This is a genomic window from Zavarzinella sp. (genome assembly GCA_041399155.1).
Lineage (GTDB): Bacteria > Planctomycetota > Planctomycetia > Gemmatales > Gemmataceae > JAWKTI01.
In genome coordinates this window covers 686,415-707,329 of the sequence record JAWKTI010000003.1, presented here as the reverse complement: position 1 = coordinate 707,329, position 20,915 = coordinate 686,415, and the positions used below count along the sequence as shown (strand labels likewise).

At 49.2% G+C, this 20,915-nt stretch carries 16 protein-coding genes; 12 read left to right on the top strand and 4 right to left on the bottom strand.

Annotated features, from left to right (window positions below):
• Positions 1–220: 220 nt before the first annotated feature.
• From R3B84_17155 to R3B84_17140, 4 genes are all read right to left on the bottom strand, one after another.
• Positions 221–373, bottom strand: coding sequence for a hypothetical protein (locus tag R3B84_17155; GenBank protein MEZ6142290.1), 153 nt, complete (start codon positions 371–373; stop codon positions 221–223).
• Between the two features lie 37 nt (positions 374–410).
• A complete protein-coding gene (locus R3B84_17150; protein MEZ6142289.1) occupies positions 411–548 on the bottom strand; it encodes a hypothetical protein in 138 nt (45 codons plus the stop codon).
• Positions 545–1,090 carry a hypothetical protein gene (locus tag R3B84_17145; protein ID MEZ6142288.1) on the bottom strand — a complete coding sequence of 182 codons (546 nt, stop codon included), beginning with the start codon at positions 1,088–1,090 and terminating at the stop codon, positions 545–547. The genes R3B84_17150 and R3B84_17145 overlap by 4 nt, the downstream gene beginning before the upstream one ends.
• A gap of 135 nt (positions 1,091–1,225) precedes the next feature.
• Positions 1,226–1,921: a hypothetical protein gene (locus R3B84_17140; protein MEZ6142287.1), complete on the bottom strand. Its 696-nt coding sequence runs from the start codon at positions 1,919–1,921 to the stop codon at positions 1,226–1,228.
• A gap of 274 nt (positions 1,922–2,195) precedes the next feature.
• Here R3B84_17140 and R3B84_17135 point away from each other — a divergent pair, with 274 nt between their 5' ends.
• From R3B84_17135 to R3B84_17080, 12 genes are all read left to right on the top strand, one after another.
• Entirely contained in the window at positions 2,196–3,008 is an 813-nt protein-coding gene (locus R3B84_17135; GenBank protein ID MEZ6142286.1) for a phosphatidylinositol-specific phospholipase C/glycerophosphodiester phosphodiesterase family protein, read from the top strand.
• Between the two features lie 355 nt (positions 3,009–3,363).
• Positions 3,364–3,723 (top strand): glycoside hydrolase family 43 C-terminal domain-containing protein, encoded by a 360-nt coding sequence (locus R3B84_17130; GenBank protein MEZ6142285.1) that lies wholly within the window; start codon positions 3,364–3,366, stop codon positions 3,721–3,723.
• A gap of 337 nt (positions 3,724–4,060) precedes the next feature.
• Positions 4,061–5,782 (top strand): GspE/PulE family protein, encoded by a 1,722-nt coding sequence (locus tag R3B84_17125; protein MEZ6142284.1) that lies wholly within the window; start codon positions 4,061–4,063, stop codon positions 5,780–5,782.
• A gap of 179 nt (positions 5,783–5,961) precedes the next feature.
• Positions 5,962–7,137 carry a PilT/PilU family type 4a pilus ATPase gene (locus R3B84_17120; protein ID MEZ6142283.1) on the top strand — a complete coding sequence of 392 codons (1,176 nt, stop codon included), beginning with the start codon at positions 5,962–5,964 and terminating at the stop codon, positions 7,135–7,137.
• 47 nt (positions 7,138–7,184) lie between these two features.
• The gene (locus tag R3B84_17115; GenBank protein ID MEZ6142282.1) at positions 7,185–9,047 is read left to right on the top strand and encodes an ATPase, T2SS/T4P/T4SS family; all 1,863 of its coding nucleotides are present in this window, start codon (positions 7,185–7,187) and stop codon (positions 9,045–9,047) included.
• A 99-nt stretch (positions 9,048–9,146) separates the two neighbouring features.
• Positions 9,147–10,406 (top strand): type II secretion system F family protein, encoded by a 1,260-nt coding sequence (locus R3B84_17110; protein ID MEZ6142281.1) that lies wholly within the window; start codon positions 9,147–9,149, stop codon positions 10,404–10,406.
• A 335-nt stretch (positions 10,407–10,741) separates the two neighbouring features.
• Positions 10,742–11,581: a type II secretion system protein gene (locus R3B84_17105; GenBank protein MEZ6142280.1), complete on the top strand. Its 840-nt coding sequence runs from the start codon at positions 10,742–10,744 to the stop codon at positions 11,579–11,581.
• A gap of 20 nt (positions 11,582–11,601) precedes the next feature.
• Positions 11,602–12,444, top strand: coding sequence for a prepilin-type N-terminal cleavage/methylation domain-containing protein (locus tag R3B84_17100; GenBank protein MEZ6142279.1), 843 nt, complete (start codon positions 11,602–11,604; stop codon positions 12,442–12,444).
• A 1-nt stretch (position 12,445) separates the two neighbouring features.
• Positions 12,446–13,306: a prepilin-type N-terminal cleavage/methylation domain-containing protein gene (locus R3B84_17095; protein MEZ6142278.1), complete on the top strand. Its 861-nt coding sequence runs from the start codon at positions 12,446–12,448 to the stop codon at positions 13,304–13,306.
• Positions 13,307–13,457: 151 nt separating this feature from the next.
• Complete coding sequence (locus tag R3B84_17090; protein ID MEZ6142277.1) at positions 13,458–14,570, top strand: hypothetical protein; 1,113 nt, start codon at positions 13,458–13,460, stop codon at positions 14,568–14,570.
• A 73-nt stretch (positions 14,571–14,643) separates the two neighbouring features.
• Positions 14,644–16,086 carry a hypothetical protein gene (locus R3B84_17085; protein ID MEZ6142276.1) on the top strand — a complete coding sequence of 481 codons (1,443 nt, stop codon included), beginning with the start codon at positions 14,644–14,646 and terminating at the stop codon, positions 16,084–16,086.
• A gap of 149 nt (positions 16,087–16,235) precedes the next feature.
• Complete coding sequence (locus R3B84_17080) at positions 16,236–20,816, top strand: hypothetical protein (protein ID MEZ6142275.1); 4,581 nt, start codon at positions 16,236–16,238, stop codon at positions 20,814–20,816.
• Positions 20,817–20,915: the final 99 nt, after the last annotated feature.

The following is a 20,915-nucleotide window of genomic DNA, read 5'->3' as shown; positions in this document are numbered from 1 at the left end:
ATCCTGTTACTCCATAACCGTTTTGGTAAAACCAGCCAATATTATACATCGCAGAAGCATTTCGAGATCAGCGGTTCAGGATACCACTTCATCGCTTCGAAGTAATCGGGTTACTCCATAACCGTTTTGGTAAAACCAGCCAATACTATCCATCGCAGAAGCATTTCCGAGATCAGCGGCTTTTTGCGATACCACTTCATCGCTTCGAAGTAATCCTGGGTTACCCCGTAACTGTTTTGGTGCAACACACACCAACACTATACATCGCAGAAGCATTTCCGAGATCAGCGGCTTTGCGATACCACTTCATCGCTTCGAAGTAATCCTGGATTACTCCTTTGCCATGGTAAAACAAATCACCAATACTATCCATCGCAGAAGCATTTCGAGATCAGCGGCTTTGCGGATAATTACCTCATCGCTTCGAAGTAATCTTGCTTTACAAGTACACCTTCTTCAAAGCAATCTCCGACAAGGATCATCGCCTCGGCAATGCCATTATTGGCAGCTTGTTCCCACTCTGAAAATGAAGTGATGTTTGAATTCAACCATCGTTTCGTGTTGCCATGCACGTTGCGATATTGCTATAATCTGCATAATCTGCATGAATTTTTGATTGCAAAGAGCTTTTATCGCTTGCTTCTGCTATTTTCATTTTTTTGGCAAGTTGCAATCCATCCTGAGGACGATTTTCCGCATTTTTTCTTGTGCATTCTGCAATTAATTGAATTGCCGCTTGCGAGATACCCTGCATTTGTAAATCGTCACGCCATTCATGGTCCAAGGGGCGGGTAAGATCGCCAACTAACAATTGAAACCACAACACACCCAACGAATAGACATCATCAGTAGGATGGGACGGCTGTCCAGAACGTTGCTGCGGACTTGCATAAAGGGTGGTATGGGCAGTTCGTAATCGTGTGGACAATCCACTCACCATCAGTGTTGGAAGTTTCATTTGTTCCGCAGTGCGTAATTCGTTGTTCACTGTCAGATCACCAATCCCAAAATCACTGATACGATATGCAATCTCTCCTTCTGTATTATGCTGCAACAGGATATTACCAGGTTTTAAATCGCGATGAATCACTTGCGGATGCAACCGGTGAAAAATCCCACTGTATTTGCAAGAACTGCAATCAGTTTTTGCAGCGGATTTCGCGGTCTTCAACAGGCCAAGGATTGTTGATCAAATGCTGAAAATAAATCACCTCCATCAACAAACTCATATCAAGCCAAGGTGGACTGAATCCAATGACACGTTTCGTAATTCTACGATGCCTGAATGCTTACCGTGTTGCATCACCTGATTGATGACCGTTGCCTCATGTTTGATCAAACGATCCTGCGATTGAGGATCGAGGCATATTTTGATTACTGCTGAAGTACCGGAAAATCGGCTGTGTTGTGCTTTCCAGACTTCCGCAAATCCACCAACGCCAAGACGCTTGACGAAAACCCAGCCTGGTTTTCCGGGCACCGAATCGCCTTCGTGAAAACATGGCGGCCTTGGTGGAAGAATCGCCAATAAATCTAGTGCCTCAGTGACTTGAAAAGTAGCCGGAACCGTTTTGCCAGATGGATCTTCCAGCCTTGCGAATGCTGTAGTTAACTGAGCAGGGAGGAGTGATAAGTAATCTTTCATCGCAGAGCGATCTTCATCGGAATGCGCGACAAGTTCAGAATTGATTGTGTTCACTACGTTGGCTTCGTATTCCTCAATCGACATTTGTGTAATTTGTTCTAATTCCTGATGAATGACCGAAGTTCTTTTGTTTTCTGGTACATTGTTTCGGAAACGATCCCAAATATGATCAACCAACTTGATGACCCGCAAACTACCCTGGGCCAATTCACCTAGATTCTTTGCGATTGGGCCCGCAACTGCCAGCCCACCAACTATTGCTGCTAGTATTTCCATACTTGAATCCTGTAAATAAAATCAGATGTCAACTTGTATTTCGCAAGCAAGTTGTTGCCATTTAGAAAATTTTTCAAAAATGGTAGAAATTATTCAATTTTTATGCGGCAATCGTGATGAGTGTTCGAGTTTATACTATATATCGTTTTACGATACTGTGGTTGTGCTCTTCGATGTGTGCTACAAGTTACGATAGGCTTACTGGCTGATTTGGTCGGGAGCCGTTACCATATTCTTGCAAGTGCCAAACGCAATTTAACAACATTGGATCAGTATGAAAATTGCTAATTATGTCTATATTTGTCTATTTTTATTCTCGGCCAATGCCGCAGTCTTTGCCCAGGTGGTTCCATTGCGGCAGGCCCACGCCCACAACGATTATGAACATCCTCGCCCACTGCTGGATGCATTGGATGCGGGTTTTGGCAGTGTTGAAGCAGATATTTTCCTTGTCGATGGCAAGTTGCTGGTTGGTCACACGCCATTTTCTCTCAAGCCAGAACGCACCTTGCAAAAACTGTATCTCGACCCACTGACACAGCGGGCAAAGTTGAATCATGGAAAGATCTATAAAGAACTAGACACATTTTATTTAATGATCGACATAAAAACTGATGCAGCAAAAACTTATGCAGCATTGGCCAAGGTGCTGGAAGGTTATTCCGAACAGATTACCACCATCGTGAAGGGTAAAGTGTCAATCAAAGCAATCACGGTGATTCTGAGCGGGAACCGCGATGTGAAAACCATCCGCACGCAGGAACGCAGACTGGTAGCGATCGATGGTCGCCCTGATGATTTAGATGATCCGCAAAGCAGAGAACTCATTCCCTGGGTGAGTGCCCGCTGGGGTTCGATGTTTCGTTGGAACGGAACCGGGCCGATTCCGGAAGATCAATTGAAACAGTTGAACGAATATGTGACCAAGGCCCACGAACAGGGTCGGATGGTGCGATTTTGGGCAATCCCCGACCCACCCACCGCATGGAAAACGTTGCTGGATGCGAAAGTTGATCTGATCAACACTGATAAATTGACTGAACTAAGCGATTTTTTGCGGAAGCGATCAGAGAAATCAGAAAAATAACCCAGTCGATTTCTCGGGCGCTGCGGGCGATGAATTGATTACTGATGCGAAAACAAGCTCCGCACCATCTCTAGCACACCAGTAATGAGCGATCCAATAGCGGGCCTGATTCTCCCACCGGACCTGGGTTGAGCGGGAATCCATCAGTGCACCTCACTCGCCATCAGATCTCGATTCGTTCAATAGTGATTTCTGCTACAAATAACCCTGTTGAAAATTACTGTAGTTGACTCATTAACAGTTCCATTCAGGCAATATTTCGGTTTTTCTGTAACATGTATCTGCCTTGATGGCCGGAAACGGCAAAATCATTATGCTTTAAGCATTGTCTAACAGTCTTATTAGGGTGAATTCCATGTTAAGAACGATCTTGTTGGGTATTGTTTGTTTGCTGGTACTTCCGCCTGCATTTGCACAGAAAGGCAAAATCACAGCGAAAACTTTCGTTGGTAAATGGAAAGTAATCACTACGAACCATGGGAAAGCCAGTGACATCAAAGAGGAAATCGAATTCAAGGAAGATGGCACCTTCGAATGGAAATTTTTCGGTACCAAAACCGGAACTTATGAACTGAAAGGCAACGCACTGCACATCACTCAAAAAGGGATGCGGGGTGCGATTATTTGGTCGAATTTCAAACAATTGAAAGATGGAAATCTGGAGTTTTCCCCCACTATCGGGCTAGTGAAGACCTTTGAGAAAATGAAAGATTAGTCGCAATCGTCAGATAGAGCGCATTGCCAAAATAGCAAACAGATGTATACTTTTGTATATTAAGTATTGCCAAATAGCCTTTATCCAGCACACTTCTCCGCAAAATCTCACGAACTTATCATGAATTCGACCAACTTTCTGCTTGCATTGGCTTTCATGAACAATTAATCTGAAAGAAGATGTTTTCACCCGTTCGTGGAAAGTGTTTACGACTGATCCAGGTCTTCAATGACGTTCGTCGAATCCTGCCGATATCTGGCTGGCCTGCCTGAATTCTATCGTTCTGAAAGCCGACTGAGCCGAACGGGTGGCATGTTTTCCCTTCTTGGAGTTACCCATGGCCGGTAAACGCGGTGATTTCACCGATGTCTTAATTCAAAATGGTGTCATCAGTTACGACCAGCTTACCGAAGCGGATCGCCTCGCCAGTGCGTCGGGGATCAAACTGCAGGATGCGATTATTAAATCGAACTACGCCACCCTCAAAGATGTGATGAGTGCCGTAGCCGAATTCTACAACCTGCCATTCCAGGATCTGACCGACCTGGAAATTCCCAAAGCCATCATTGAATTGGTGCCAGAATCGGTGGCTCGCGAAAATAACGTGCTGCCACTATCGCTGGAAGGGAACGTACTGAAATTATTAACATCAGACCCCACCAACCTGGACGTTTTGCAAAAACTGGAGTTCATCCTGAATAAGGATGTGCGGCCAGTGCTGGCTGACCTTGAACAGATTCGGGAATCGATTAACCGGAACTATGGTCAGACAGAAACTGAGTCGATGGACTCGATGCTGAGCGAATTTACAGATACTGCAATTGATTTCACTCAGACGGAAGCCGCTGCGGCTGCAGCAGCAGGCGACGATGGTTCGGACGCACCGGTGGTGAAATTATGCAACCTGCTGATCCAGGAAGCAGTGTCGATGCGTGCATCAGACATCCACATTGAACCTTTTGCCGATCGGGTGCGGATTCGCTACCGGATCGATGGGGTGTTGATCGAACGGGACGCGGTGCCACGCCGATTGTTTGCGTCGATGACTTCGCGTTTCAAAATTATGTCCAACATCGACATTTCCGAAAAGCGCCGACCACAGGACGGTCGGATCAAGGTGAACATTCAAGGCAAACACTTTGACCTGCGGGTCAGTTTGCTCCCCACGGTGCATGGCCAATCAACAGTCATGCGAATATTGGATCGTGGGTCGATTCAGGTCAGCATCCGCGATCTGGGGTTTGGCGAAGATGATTACATGCGTTTTCAGCAGATCATCAAACGGCCCAACGGCATCTTTCTGGTGACCGGACCTACAGGCAGTGGAAAAACGACTACTCTGTACGCGGCACTGAACGAACTGAATCGGCCTGACCGAAAAATCATTACCGCCGAAGATCCGGTGGAATACTACCTGCCTGGGATTAATCAGGTAGAAGTGAAGCACGGGATCGGACTGGATTTTGCCCGCATAATCCGAGCCATGTTGCGACAGGCCCCCAACATTATTCTGGTGGGTGAGATTCGCGATAAGGAGACTGCCGAGATCGCGGTGCAGGCTTCTCTGACTGGACACTTAGTTTTCAGTACACTTCACACGAACGATGCACCATCTGCAATCACCAGATTGGCGGACATTGGTGTACAGCCATTCCTTATCTCGTCGTCCGTGATTGCTATCATGGGTCAGCGTCTGGTGCGGGTGAACTGCGTCAAATGCCGCAAGCCCTACAAGCCCACCGATGCGGAAATTCGCTCCAGTGGGATCACCAAAGAACAACTCGCCAACGCCACATTTATGCGAGGTGTGGGGTGTAACCACTGTAATCAGACTGGTTATCGTGGTCGGATCGGGATTTATGAAATGATGAAGATGAACTCCCGTATCCGTGAACTAACGTTCCAGCAGGCCCCTTCCACTCAAATTAGAAAGGAGGCACGGGCTACTGGTATGCGTACACTATTAGAAGACGGTATGCTGAAGGTTCTGAAAGGGAACACCACCATGGAAGAAGTGCTGAGCACCTGCCACGCGGAGACAACGGTGGGGGCAGAATAGGCCTAAAATGTGAAAACATTTTCACTTACAGGTATTGCCCGCAAATATTTTGGTGATTCATCGCTGATTGGGAATAATGATTCACGCCCCTTGGGGCACGACCGATTGGCGACCAGTGTGATTAAGAAGCAAGTGGCCGCACTGAATCGTGTGGCTGGAACAAGGCAATGAGGTGAACTGTGTCCACGGTCCAAATCGATAAATTACTGGCGACTGTGATCCAGTTGAAAGCCAGCGACTTACATATTACTGTTGGCCAGCCGCCAGTGGTACGTGCGGGTGGCCGGATGCGCCGACTGGAAACAAAGGTGCTCGACAGCGACGATACCACCGCACTGATGAAGTCGATTACCCCCGACCGCTGCCAGCAGGAAGTGCAGGAACGCGGGGGTAGTGACTTTGCAATCGAATACGTGGATGGTTATCGCTTCCGCGTGGCTGTGTTCAAGCAGCGTGGTTCGATTGGCATCGTGATGCGGCGGATTCCCAGCCAGTTTCTTACTTTCGAGCAGATTGGGATGCCCGACGCGATTCGATCGCTGATCGTTCGCCCACGTGGGATGATTCTGGTGACCGGCCCCACTGGTTCTGGAAAAACCACCAGTCTGGCCAGTATGTTAAACTTTCTTAATGATAATTACGATCGCCACATTATTACGCTCGAAGACCCGATCGAATATTACCACCAGCACAAGAAGTGCACCGTTAATCAGCGGGAAATCGGCACCGATGTGCCAGACTTTAAAGAAGGGATTCGGCGGGCGTTGCGGATGGACCCCGACATCATCCTGGTGGGTGAAATGCGTGACCTGGAAACGATTCACGCTGCCATCGAAGCTGCAGAAACCGGCCACATCGTGTTCGGAACCCTGCACACCTCTGGTGCTGCATCGACGATCAACCGGATTATCGATGTGTTTCCCAAAGACCAGCAGGATCAGGTGCGAACACAATTGTCTACCGCACTGATTGGGGTGCTGTCGCAGGCACTGCTGCCGAAAAAACCATCCGGGATGGTGGCTGCCTACGAAATGATGGTGGTGACTGATGCCATCCAGAACCTGATTCGGGAAAACAAGGTGTACCGGATCGATTCGGCCATTCAAACCGGTCGAAAATATGGCATGTTCCTGTTGGACGAGATTCTGTTCAACCTGTGGAAAGACGATAAGTGCGAGAAAGAAGAAGTGCTGCTGCGGGCGAAGAAACCGGCAGAACTGGCAGCAAAAATTGCCGCAGCAGAACGTGGTGCATTGGTGGATGATGAACTGGAAGAGGATGAGGAGTACGATTCATACGATGACGACGACGATGATGAGGATGATCGACCACGGCGGCCGAAAAAGAAATATTAACCCCATCGTTGCAGTTGTTAAAATAAAATGAATAACAGGTAAGTAATATGTCAAACGATCCTAAAAATCCTCAGCCGCCGAAGAAACCTGCCACACCACCGGTGGGGAAACTGGTTACCAATGGTGCGGCACCAGTCAAGAAGGCCGCCGTGCCAGCAAAAGCGGTTCCGGCCAAGCCTGCACCTAAAAAACGCTCTGGGCCCAAGACGTTAGGGCAGATCTTTGTCGACCTGGGTTTTATCGACGATGCCCAGTTGCAGAGCCTGGAAGATGATGCCCGCAGTATGGATATTCCGTTGGAGCAGGTGGCCACCACCAACGGATTGATCAATAACGACCAGTTATTACTGGCAAAAGCCGAACTGCACGGCATTGCGGTGGTGAATCTGGATGAAGCCAAGCCGAGTCCCGAAGCACTGAAAGCCGTGCCACAGAACATGGCCGAACTATACAAGATGGTGCCGCTGAAGTTCGAAAATGATGTGCTGACCGTGGTGATGTCCGATCCCAACAACATGCAGGCACTGGACGACCTGCGGAACATGTTGGGCATTATGCAGGTGAAAGCTTCGCTGGCAGCCCCCGCACAAATTGAGGCCACACTCGCAAAATTATACTCCAACGTGAAAGAAGAGACCCTCAGCGAAATCATTAACATGCTGGGGGAAGATGATGGCGATACCTATACGGGTCGCGAAAACAGCATCGATATCTCCTCTGTGGAAGAAATGGCCAACGCCGCACCTGTGCGGAAACTGGTGAACATGGTGCTGCTGATGGGCATCCGTGACCAGGCGGCAGACATCCACTTCGAACCGTTCGAAGACGAATACAAGATGCGTTATCGGTGCGACGGGGTGCTGCTGGAAATGGTTCCCCCACCACGCCACCTGGCAAATGCAATCAGCTCGCGTATTAAGGTGATGGCGAACCTGGACATTGCCGAACGCCGACTGCCACAGGACGGTCGGATCGAACTGAATATCGGTGGGAATACCGTCGACATGCGGGTGTCGGTGCTGCCCACAATGTTTGGGGAAAGTATCGTCATCCGGATTCTCGATAAAGGCCGTGTGGGCCTGGACTTAGAGAAAATCGGCATGCCTATGGATATGGTTGCTGATTTTCGCGAAATCATCCGCAAACCAAACGGCATTACGTTGGTAACAGGCCCCACCGGTGCGGGAAAAACAACCACGCTGTACTCTGCATTAGCAGAATTGAACGAGATTACCGAAAAGATTATTACCACCGAAGACCCGGTGGAGTATGAAATTGACGGGTTGATTCAGTGCCAGATCAACCACGATATTGACCTGACCTTCGCAAGTGCGTTGCGGTCGATTCTGCGGCAGGATCCCGACAAGATTCTGGTGGGTGAGATCCGCGACCTCGAAACCGCGCAAATCGCTGTGCAGGCAGCACTTACGGGTCACATGGTGTTCAGCACGCTGCACACCAACGACGCACCCAGCTCGGTAACCCGCCTTCGGGATATGGGGGTGGAGCCATTTTTGATTACCGCTACCGTTGAGGGGATTCTTGCCCAGCGACTGGTGCGGAAAATCTGCACCCACTGTAAAACGCCATTTGAGCCCAGCCGCGACCAGATGTACGAGCTGAATATGAAGCCCGAACAGCTCAAAGGTCGCAAAATGTACTTCGGCGAAGGGTGCGACAAGTGCAACAACCTCGGTTACCGTGGGCGTTCCGGGATTTACGAACTGCTCACCATTACCGATGAGCTCCGTGATCTGATTGCCAAGGGTGCCTCCACCGATCAGTTACGGCAGAACGCACGTGGCCGGGGCATTAAAGGCTTACGGGAGCGGGGTTTAGATGCTCTCTTCGCGGGTGTCACCAGTCTCGAGGAAATCGTACGAGAAACCACTCTGGAAGATGAACATTAATCTGCCACCGTGGGTAAAAATGAGATTTTTTTCATAGATGAGTGATGATGTTCGCCCCCAACGAAATTTTGTCAGGATGTAATTGTCAGCAGGTGCCATATGCCAACGTATAAGTTCGAAGCGCTGAACACGAGCGGTGCAGAAGTAAAAGACCAGATTGATGCACTGAACGAAGAAGAAGCACAGCAGAAAATCAAGCAGATGGGCTACTTTGTCACCCGCCTGACGCAGATGGCTGCGGGCAAAGGTGGCAAAACTGCTGGCAAGAAGAAAAAGAAAAAGTCCGGCCAGAAGAAATCGAAAAAAACCTTCGTCATCGGTGGGGTGAAAAGCAAGCACCTCTGCTTGTTTACCCGCCAGTTTTCCACTCTGCAGGACGCTGGCCTGCCCGTGCTGCGTTCGCTGCGGATTCTGGAAAAACAGATGAAGCCCAGTGCGTTGAAAAACGCACTGATCGACGTAGTGGAAGATGTCGAATCGGGCAGCACCCTGTCCGAAGCGATGGGCAAACACCCACGTGCGTTCGATCGACTCTATGTGAATATGGTGAAAGCCGGTGAGGCCGGTGGTGCTCTGGAAGTGATTTTGCAGCGTCTGGCTGAGTTCAAGGAAAAAAGCCAGACCCTCAAACGCAAGATCATCGGTGCCATGATCTATCCCGCCGTGGTTATCTGCGTCGCCGTGGGTATTTTGATTTTCATCATGGTGGCCATTATTCCCAAATTTAAGAAAATCTTTGAGGAATTCGGCCTGAAACTGCCCGATCTGACCCAGTTTCTGATCGATGTCTCCACTTGGTGTGCCAGTTACTGGTGGTCGATCCCACTGTTCCCGATTGGGGTCTGGCTATTCATTAAATTGATCCGGATGAACAAAACCGGCAACTATGCGGTCGACCGATTAATCCTCTGGATTCCAATCGTGGGCAAAATTGCCGAAAAAACGGTCGTTGCCCGCACCACGCGGACGTTGGGAACTCTGGTTTCCAGCGGTGTGCCCATTCTGGAAGCACTGGCCATTGTGCGGGAAACTGCCAACAACGCCGTCTTCGAACGGATGTACCAGCGGGTGTACGAATCAATTCGGGAAGGGGATACCATTGCCGAACCATTGCGGGACAGCAAACTGGTCGACGACATGGTGGTGAACATGGTCGAAGTGGGTGAGGAAACCGGCGACCTGGATACCATGCTCTACAAAATTGCCGACTTCTACGACGAAGAAGTCGATACCGCGGTGAAAAGCTTGATCAGCTTGCTGGAACCGATCATGATTGTGATTCTGGGGGGCATCATCGGAACAATCGTTATTGCCCTCTTCCTGCCCATGCTGGGGCTGCTGGAAGGCTTGAGTAAATAGGCCTCCAAAGTTGCTAACTTCTTACTTGGTATGGGGTTAGCAACACCTGTCTGGTTGTTTAGCTGGTAAAAATACCTTTGCCTGTCTGTGAATTTCACCCACCGCGCCTCGGGTGGGGAATTGAAGCCCGAGATTTCAGTCAAAATATGAGAGAATGATGAGAAAAGATTCGAGAATTTTTTCATCTTTTTTTTGGTAATTCAGGATTGCGACGTACAATCTGGCATCCTGAAGAAAAGTTCGCCCGATTTCTGGATGATAATTGCAGGATTTATAAGGACTTCCGCGTGGGGCAAGAATTGACAACCCCCACGCCGATTCACTGGAGATAACAAATGTTCAGGACCGATCCCGTCTTCACCGTCAAAAACGTCCGTGCGGCATTCACCCTCATCGAACTGTTGGTGGTTATTGCCATCCTGGGCATCCTCATGGGAATTACCCTTCCCGCAATCCAGCGATTCCGGGATTACGGTCCTCGCCTGGAAGCTCGCAACGACATTGCCCAACTGGACAGTGCGATTGCTAACTTCAAGAGCACCTACAACGTGCAGTATATCCCAGCGGGTATCTGGCTCCAGCCAACTTACAATCAAGGTAACATTCCAGAACGAGAATCCTTCACGTATCTGAAAAAGGTCTTTGGACGGGCTGCATCCGGTTACACTTTTCCGACTACTGCAACTGTTCGATTAAATGGGAACCAGACCTTAATGTTCTTTCTGACGGGCGGTCCTTATGTTACGCCGAATCCTTATATGGGATTTTCACCTAGTTCCACCAATCCCCTCGGTGGCTCTGGTAACCGAAATCTCTTCATGGATATCAAGAGCAACAAATTCAATGCAGCAGGTGAATATATCGATCCGTGGGGCACGCCTTATGCCTACTTCAGCATGAAGAATGGCAACGATTTTGGCTCCCATGGTGTTTACTATGGCAATTCCACAGGTGGGTACCCAGTCGGTGGCCAGAACGTCCAGCCAATGCTGGAAACAACCACAAAGTTCGTCAACAGCCACTCGCACCAGATTATTTCTGCGGGTAAAAACCGGGCCTTCGGCTGCGTGATTACACCCAACTGGACACCTGGTACCGGGGTTTACTCCACGGGTCAGGCTGGTGGGGACGATCTGGCCAACTTCGCACAGAAAATGTTGTCCGCTAATCCGTAATTCCGGCAGGAGACCGATTGATGAAAACGAATCAAAAGCCTAGAAACGGATTTACCCTGCTGGAACTGCTGGTGGTGATTGCAATTATCGCAGCCATCAGTGCGTTGGCTGCCACCGCCATCTTCCGCATGAAAGGCTCGCAGGAAAAGAAAACTGCCGAACAGCGAATGATGCAATTACAAAGCGATTTCAGTGCCCAATGGAAAGCAGTAGTTGACGTTGCAAAGAAAGAGTCCATACCGGAGCCCGTTAGAGTTCTCGCGGGAAATGATAATGTCCGAGCACGAGTATTACATATTAAGTTTCGTTTGAGACAGGAATTTCCGCAGTCTTTTGACGAAGTTCGCAATGGTAGTTTTACTGCCTACGGCTATCCACCAAAGACTGCATTTATTAACTCGATTAGTGGTGCGACTGCAACACCGGGCGGCACGGAAGCAGAATCGGCAGCTCTCTTGATGATGACTCTGGCTCAGTCACGCGGTGGGGTGGCAGGCAATGCCGAATCACTGCTCGGTGGGGGCGGTTCCAAGAACATTGATGTTGGCGGAAAACAATTCAAGGTCTTTATTGATCCGTGGGGCAATCCGATCGGTTTCGCCCGCTGGACTGCCAGCCCTTACTACGATCAGCAACTTCAGTTGTTCAACACTCGCTCAGCAGGTACTGCCAAAGACAATGAAGACCCGGAAGGGAAATTGCTCCAGAACTGGGCATCAAAAGCCACAGCGCAAACTCTGCTGCACACGTTCGATGGTCGCAATCGCTCGCCCTTTATGTATTCTGCTGGCCCGAACAGCCGGTTTTACGATGATGACGATGTCACCAGCTACCAGTTAGCAGATCAAGGTGGGAAAAACTAACATGAAACGTTCAACCGCACCCCGTTCAGCATTCACGCTGATAGAATTACTGGTCGCCATTTCGATTATGCTGGCCATTATGGCTCTGGCTGCCCTGGTGCTGCCTGCCCTGCGTCAGCGGGATAATACCACCAAAGGCACCAATCAGGTTCAGGGCTATCTGTCGCTTGCAAAACAGCGTGCGATCCGCGATCAGGCCCCACGTGGCGTGCGATTTTACGCTTCATTAGAAGATCCTAATCTTTGTACCGAAATGGCTTATATCGAGCAGCCCGAACCGTTTCTGCCTCCGACAGGTACCAGTGTTACCATTTCTCCAGCCCCACCGATTGCAGGTGTGCCCCCAGCATCGATTGCTTCTTTATCTGGAGGCCAGATCTGGGACGGCGTTCGGGCAGGAGATTTTCTTGAAGTGACTTATGGTGGTGGGTTTATCAGCCAGATTCTTGATCACAATTCATTGGGAATCGCATTGGCTCCTACTCAAGTGCTTCTTTCACAGCAAATCAAAGGTGGATCATCGTTGACGATTACTGATGGATATCGAGTGTTACGCCAACCTACAGAACTGATTGGCGAAACCCATATGCAGTTACCACCCAGGGTGCGCATCCGGATTCCATCATGTCAACCTGGTAATTGGACTGGTCGCAGCATGGATGTCTTGTTCAACTCTGGAGGTCTGGTAGCAGATCAAGGAAGTGGCAAAGTGATTCTCTATGTAGAACCAGAGGAAGATGGTGCGGGAGAGCCACTGTTGGTCGTTATCTATACCCACTCGGGTCAGATTATTACCCATCCTGTCGCGGAAGGGGCAGATCCTTTTCTCTTTACCAGAGATGGTGCAGGATCGGGTTTATAATTTTTTTGGTAGATCGCCCCCAGTTGCGAATAATACAAACGGCCTGGTTGGAAATTGGTTTTGTGAACCGACGGCGTTAGTCGCGGTCGAAAATAAAGACCTTTCGACGATCTCTGGTTTTCAATGTTAACAGGATACGAGGGAGTACCTCATGAAGCAGAATACACATCATCGACCGGCTGTCACCCTCATGGAGGTGCTCATTGCCATCTTCATTCTGGCACTGGGCATGCTTTCGGTAATGGCATTCTTCCCTGTCGGTGCCATGAATATGGTGCGTGCCGTCAAAGATGAGCGCTGTGCCCAGGCCGCCAGCAACGCCGATGTGGTGATGCGGAATGTTTGGAAGGGTGCCTATCAGAACACTGATGGTACGATACGTGAATTAGTTGGCGACAGCGGTGAATCCCAAACTTTTTTCTCTGAACCAGCATTGCTGGCGATGGATTTTCCATCCCTTACTGGGCCTTTTGCAAGTCCTGCCCAAGTCAGTGCACTCATTGTGTCTGATCCAACAAATGGACCTGCTTATCAGGCACAGCGTAGAAATCCAGGGCCCAGTAACCCAGTATTGATCGATCCGATTGGCTGGAACGTGCGTGGTGGCTCTTCAGACCAAAACTTTGTCGCTAACCTGCCTTGGCTCCCTCGCCGAACGCTGCAGGCAAATACTGGTGGCCCGTTGCCGCCTATTCTTGCAACCCGCATGGCAACACTATTAGACGATATTGGCTATACAGAAGATGGCCTTCCAGATACATCTGCTGGGCAAGTCGATCGTGGCAGCCGTTATAACGTGACCTGGATGCTCCAACGGAAACAAAACAGCAATCGTTCTGAAGTCAATATGACGATTCTGGTCTTCGATGGTAGACCAGTCAGTGATATTCCGGCACAGGAGTTACCGTATTCTGTGAATGTGACCAATCCAATCAGTAACGAAGTCAACACCGTAACGATTGACATTACTCCAACGGGTCGCCCACCGCTACGCAAGGGAACTTGGGTAATGTTGACTGCTTCAACAGCAGAAGGCGCTCCACAACCTATTACTGATTTTTACCGAGTAACCAGTCTTGATGAACGAGATAATGGCAGTCAAAAATTATTGGACATTGGTATCTATCCTCCATTACGAAGGTACAACATGCCCGGAGGGGTTACTGCTCCACCAAATTATTTAGCCAGAATTATTGTGATGGAGCATCTGGCAGAAGTATTTGATCGTGGCACAATTTCTGCACGTGCCAACGTGGGTGATTGATCAGAAGAGTTACTGTTTACAATGTTTGCCCAAGCCCTGAAATAAGTTCGAAACGGCCGGGAGGTAGTTAGAGATGCGTATCAACCAAGGCAGTCAATTCAAAATCCGGCATGCGTTCACCCTCACGGAAATGATGGTGGCCACGGCACTCTGCCTGTTCATCATGGCCTTGATTTCCGTGGGCTTTGGTCGTGGACTGGATACCTTCAGTAAGCTGCGATCCGTAGGGTTACTGCAGGATCGCCTGCGATCCGCTTCTACAGTCATCAAGCGAGATCTCGCGAGCAATCACTTTCAGGGCCCGTTCGAGTCTGGGTTTTCAGGTCCACGATTGAGCGATCAACGAATGGATCGAATTGGCTGGAGACCACCACAAGGTGGATATTTCTATCTGGAACAAGGTAGTGCTGCTCCAGCAACGATCGAGGGTTATGATCCTGAACGTATCTGGTCTACCCGCGCTATTGACCATCGGATGTCGTTTACCGTGCAGGTGCCAATGGGGGCATCTGCAGAGCTCTTCTGTGAATCAACCCGTTTTGATCCGGCATTACCAAACCAGAATCGGGTCATCTATCGAGAACCGACATCTAATCCTGTGAGAATAACTGATGCTGATGTAGTCGGGTTATTATCCCAATGTAATCCATTCCCTCGCAATAATTCTTTGAATTGTTACAGCACCTGGGCAGAACTGGCTTATTGGTTGGAGCCGATTGCAGGAGAAACGACCCCCGGTGGATTGCAACTTTACAGTCTGCGTCGCAAATCTCGGTTGTTGATGCCGGAAGCACGTGATGTTGTTGTGGAAAACCCCGATCAGTATGTGGCACTGAATCCAATGATCAGTGCTACTCCACTGACCCGACCAGGTACAACATTCAATATGGCAGGAACGCCCAAACCAGCCACTTCAATTCCAGCGAGTGCACTGAATCTACGTTTGAATAGTCCTGTGGAGGCAGCCTGGCCCAATCGTCGCATTACTTTCACTCCAACGATTGACCCTGTTTCTGGTTTAGCAACAGGCGACGATATTCTGCTTGTGGATGTTTTGTCATTTGAAATCAAGCCGACTTGGTTGATAGGTCCTCAGGTTACAGGATTCATTTATGCACCGTACAACCCTAGAACATCATTTCTCGATCCACTATCGTCAACTACCATCGAGAATTCTGATTTTCCATTTGATGATTTGCCGCCGGTAGCCACTGGCTGGGGAAACGGTCAACATCCTCTCGGAAGTCCTCCATTACCACTAACGGGTCAGCGTCGAATTTTCGATACATGGTATCGAGCTGGTACAAGGTATGAAGGTATCCAGACATACATTAATATACCTAATGAAAATATTGACTGGAATAATCAAGATGAAATGTCAAGGAATTTAATAGGTAATAGTGCGCCTAATTTGCCACCCCATCGTTTGAATATCCGAGCAATCCAGATCAAGATTCGAATTTGGGATCGGAAAACATTCCAGGCACGGCAGATCACCATTGTGCAAGAAGTGTAATTGGGAATCTGTTCCACTAGGATGGAAGCGAACAAGAGGGGCTCAAGCCCGCACAGGACAGATAACAATGCTTGGGTGAGTTCAGGCCAACTGCCCAGCAACAAACGATACAAGATAGAACATTAAAATTGCCCGATGGAGTATGATACATGTTACACAATTCACTTTTGCAAGCGCGTTCGCGACGTGGTACCATCACGGTCATCGTGGTGGTCTTTATTGCCCTGTTCTTTGTGGTGGGCTTAACCTTTCTTCTATCCTCTCAGAACTATTCTGAAAGTGCCAAAATTCACCGCGAGGCTGCCTACGGCGGTCATACCGGTGTTCGGCCAACGTCCAGACTGGGTGCAGGCGACGAAGCCCCACCAAATCCGGGCGATATTTTCAATACAGCACTCGGCTACGTAGTCTACGATGCCCCCAACGATGCTTCAGGTGTCTACGTGGGCATTCGTGGCCACAGTCTGGCTCGAGCGATGTACGGAATGAAAATGACTGATCCCAGTACGATCGATCCGAACGCCGGATTAACACCTTATGCTGGTATTGGTCGCAACCGCACATCTCCTGATTTCAACATGATTAATTACACATGGGATGGTAACACAACGACCCCAACATTGCGAGATCCGGAATATCCAGGTACGGCTCGTTTGTCGCCGGCAGCACCTATGACCGGACAATATTGGCCCCATAATCCTAATTATACTTACCCTGACGAAAACAACGTTTACCTGGCAGCGATCGACTGGCTAACTGGTCAGGTAATAATGCCATCGTACCATCGTCCATGGATGTTTGGCGCTCCAACACAAGCAGATCCATGGGCATTGAATCCTGGAAACTTAAACTGGACAAACGCCCAAGGTCGATTATCAATCTTGCGCCCACGCCCACAAGAACATCCTCGCTTTCCACTTCCTCAAGCGAGTGTGGTGAATGGTGTGACTTATTACGGTGATGTCGAAAATCTTGAAAACAAGGCGATTGGCAGACAACTGGATAGTCTCTGGATGGATCTGGACTTACCCGTACGCACCTGGCGTGGAAAGAAATATAAACCACTGGTTGCATTTTTGATTGCTGATCTTGATGGCCGTATCAATCTGAATACTTCTGCCAACATGCGTTATGCTTCTTCTGGCTCTACAGTTGTGGGCATGAATCAGGGATGGGGGCCTTGGGAAGTGGATATGTCGGCTGTGCTCGGTCGAGGTACAGCTACCAGTGGCGATTCAGGGCAGGTATCTTTGCTGCTTCGAGGCAACACTTCCAGTACCGTTAGTGGCCGTTATGGTTATATTACCCCCACAACGGATCCGACTGGTGGACCTAACCAGAAGAATTATACTACCTATGCAGATGATTCTACTGTCCCATCACCCAGCAGTGGTAGTCTGCCACATTTTTATGCCCCAGTCGATTTTGATGGTGTGCCGTTGAGTCAAAATGTGGCTGCTACTAAGTGGGCGCCGCCTGCGAGTGCTGCTGGTCGATTTGACCAGTTCGCCATCTGGGGGCCTCCACAATCGGGGCCTGGTACTTATGATCCGAATAACCGATATCACAATGGAACTGGCAACGAGCGAGTTCGACATCCGTCTCTCTATAACCCTTACCTGTCTTCAAAACTGGGTCGGACCGATGCATTTCCAACAATTATGCGATCGTTTGGTGCACAAGAGCTATATTTCTTAAATCGACGTTTTCAGGAGCTCGATCCCGATTTCTACAACCAATCGGATGTTGCCACGTTGGCATTGAATTCCTTTGCCGGATCGATGAGTACAGGTGCAACAAGTTTTACTGCTGGTTTGCATCCATGGACTTTTGAAAACGATACTTTCGGTAATCCTAGATTCTACACCACCACGATCAGTAATGATCTACAACGTCCAGGTGGCACACCATGGTATGCACGTAGTTTGCCTCCGGATTACTCATTACCTGCCGGTCAACCTTTCCCGGTAGCACCACCACGACCATTTGATTTTTCGGCAACTGGTGGAACTCAACGAGATTGGAATAATAACCTCCAATCGTGGGTCAGTATGCTTGGCACGGTTGATCTTTACCGCCCATTAACTGATTTTCGGACTGATCGCAATCTGCCATATACACAGACCAATCTCAATGCTGGCCAATATGCCCGTGCATTGGCTGATCGGATTCGTTTAGTAGATGACGTTTATATTGCGTTGATTGCTGCCACAGGCATGCGTCAACCCGTGGATGTCTTGTCCGCGAATAATACTGATGAAGTCAATGCATTGCGTTATCTGGCACAGATTGCAGTCAACATTGTCGATTACATTGACAACGATGACTACATTACCCCCTATCAATGGGCACGCGATATCCGCGTACCGAACCCAACGTTCGCTCTTGCTGATCCAGCGGATACTTCGACTTATGTCTTTGGCACAGAGTTGAATCGTCTTGTAATCAATGAAACATACATCTATTTGAGAAATCACAACTATCCTGGCTCTGTTCCACCCGATCCTGATAACGGTGTTGTGAATCCACCGAAAGGGCGTCCTTCATTCGCAAGTCGAGCACACGATGTGAAAGTGTGGGTTGAATTACACAATCCACTTACTCCGCAGAATCAGTTTGAATTGGGCCACCTTTCTGATGGTGGGAATGCCATTCTCAACGATGGCAATCAGGATGTTTATCAAATCGTATTAATGCGACCCGATGGAGGTGCAGCTGTTACCATTGATGAATCCTTAAGAGATCTGAATAATTCCACTGGTCGTCCAACATCTGTCATGGCTCGTATTCAGGATCCTGGTAATCCTGCTTCTTCAGGCGTAGCCCAAGATATTCCTTATGATCCTACAACCTCCACCAATTATTTTCGCAATCCTGGGAATACTCCAGTAATGGTGCCGCCAAATATCGGATCACCAGTTTCTGGAAATGCATTCTTTATTGCTGGTCCTGATGATAATCTTGGAGATGCATCAGGTTTGGCAGCAGATGCGAAGTGCGATAATCTCTTGTATCGGGTTTCAAATACCACAACGAATACTGCAGCGATTGCAGCCAATAGAGACTATCCGATCATTGTGTTACGCCGTTTAATGAATCAGCATTTGCCATTTAACCCGGCAACAAATCCATATATCACGGTGGATTATGTAATGACCGATCCTGGCATGGTGAATCGTCGCATCACACATGACAATATGGGTCCTGTAAACGGCGGAAATCCTGCTACTCCTTGGGAGCAAACATTCTCATTCGGTCGTCGTCAGCCCTATGATGCTCGATTAGAATTCAACGATAGTTTCCGTCAGCGACCAGCCACCTTAAATGGAATGGCTGCTCCGTTAATGGATTGGGCCAACAATACCTTCCGTCGCCATAACCTGGAAGATCCTGCAGACCCAACGACTACTCAGACGTTGAAATATCCATTCGATTGGTGCGTGCATCTGGATCGCGTGCCTGCCAGTCCGGCTGAACTGGTGCATGTTTCTGCTGTCAGCCCGACATTGTTGACCCACAACTACTTCCAGGTGCCGGCTGCACCACCTTACCCGGTGCGGTGGAATTATCAGGCCCCCTGGTTTGATAATGGTACCCGCCTGTACCGTGCAATGGATCTGTTTGCCCCACCCAGCAGGATTCATGGTGTGGGTGACGGCGGGCGAGTTCCCGGCAAAATCAACATCAACACCGTTTATAACAAACGGATCTTTGAAGCGGCAACCGGACGACGACTCAGTAACAATTCAGGAACTTCAGCAGCCAACCGTGGTGGCTTCCGTTACGATGCGGCCGCCGTTGATGTGGCATGGGCTCGCCTGAACCAGAACCGCTGGGGTGGGAATCCGCTGAAGTTTGTTCAAGGTCAGGATCGGCCGATTTTCGGTTCCATGTCTCCGATTGCGGCTCCTTCTACCGATGCCCAATATCCCCAGGGGATGGGTGTTGATCGCACGATCTTTGGTGGGCATTTCTACGATCCTGCTGCACCGGATTCTTACGCCAAGTACGAAATGCTGCAGACAATCATGAACAACTTCACTACCCGCAGCAATACCTTTGCGGTGTGGGCCACCGTGGGGTATTTTGAAGTAGAAAACGATGGACCCTATTCCGATGCGAACCGCCCACGGTTAGGTCGCGAACTGGGCATTGATGATGGCAGCAATGTGCGGCACAAGTTCTTCTCGATCGTTGACCGCACCCGCCTGACCAGAACCACCACCAATACTTCGGTGGCATCACCCTCGTCGGCGAATTTCTCCTTCGAGCCAGTTGCTTTCAATGGGAATCCGGTGCTTGCTGCTGGGCCAGAACCAGACGGTCCGGGTACGTACACTCTTGCCATTCCAGCGATGGGTTTGAATGGGACATCGCTTTACGGCGAATATGACAACCAACCCTGGCAATTACAGATCGGCAGCCGGGTGATGGTCGATTATGAACCACAGTTCGGATTTATTGATGGCACATTCAGTACCATCACCGGCCGAAATCCGAAATCCGAAACCGCCGTGGTGCAGAGTGTTAATTACAACGCCACTGCGGGACGTGGGGAAATCACCGTACAGTTAAACCAAACCCACCACCGTGGCTGTTCCATCATCATTCAAAGGGTCATCCCTGCTGGTGATGAAGTGATTCCCGGTAACCCTGGGCCGCAGAAGAACTTCAACTATTCTTCCCCCACCTATCGTCCGGTGGTGCCTGTGGTCGAACAGATTAAGTAATTCTCATTAATTCCTGGTGCTGTTACTTGCTCGCCCACTTTTCCATAATTTATGTGTGGCGAGCCGATGAATTCTGAGCGGATTTTCATTTTTCTAGTG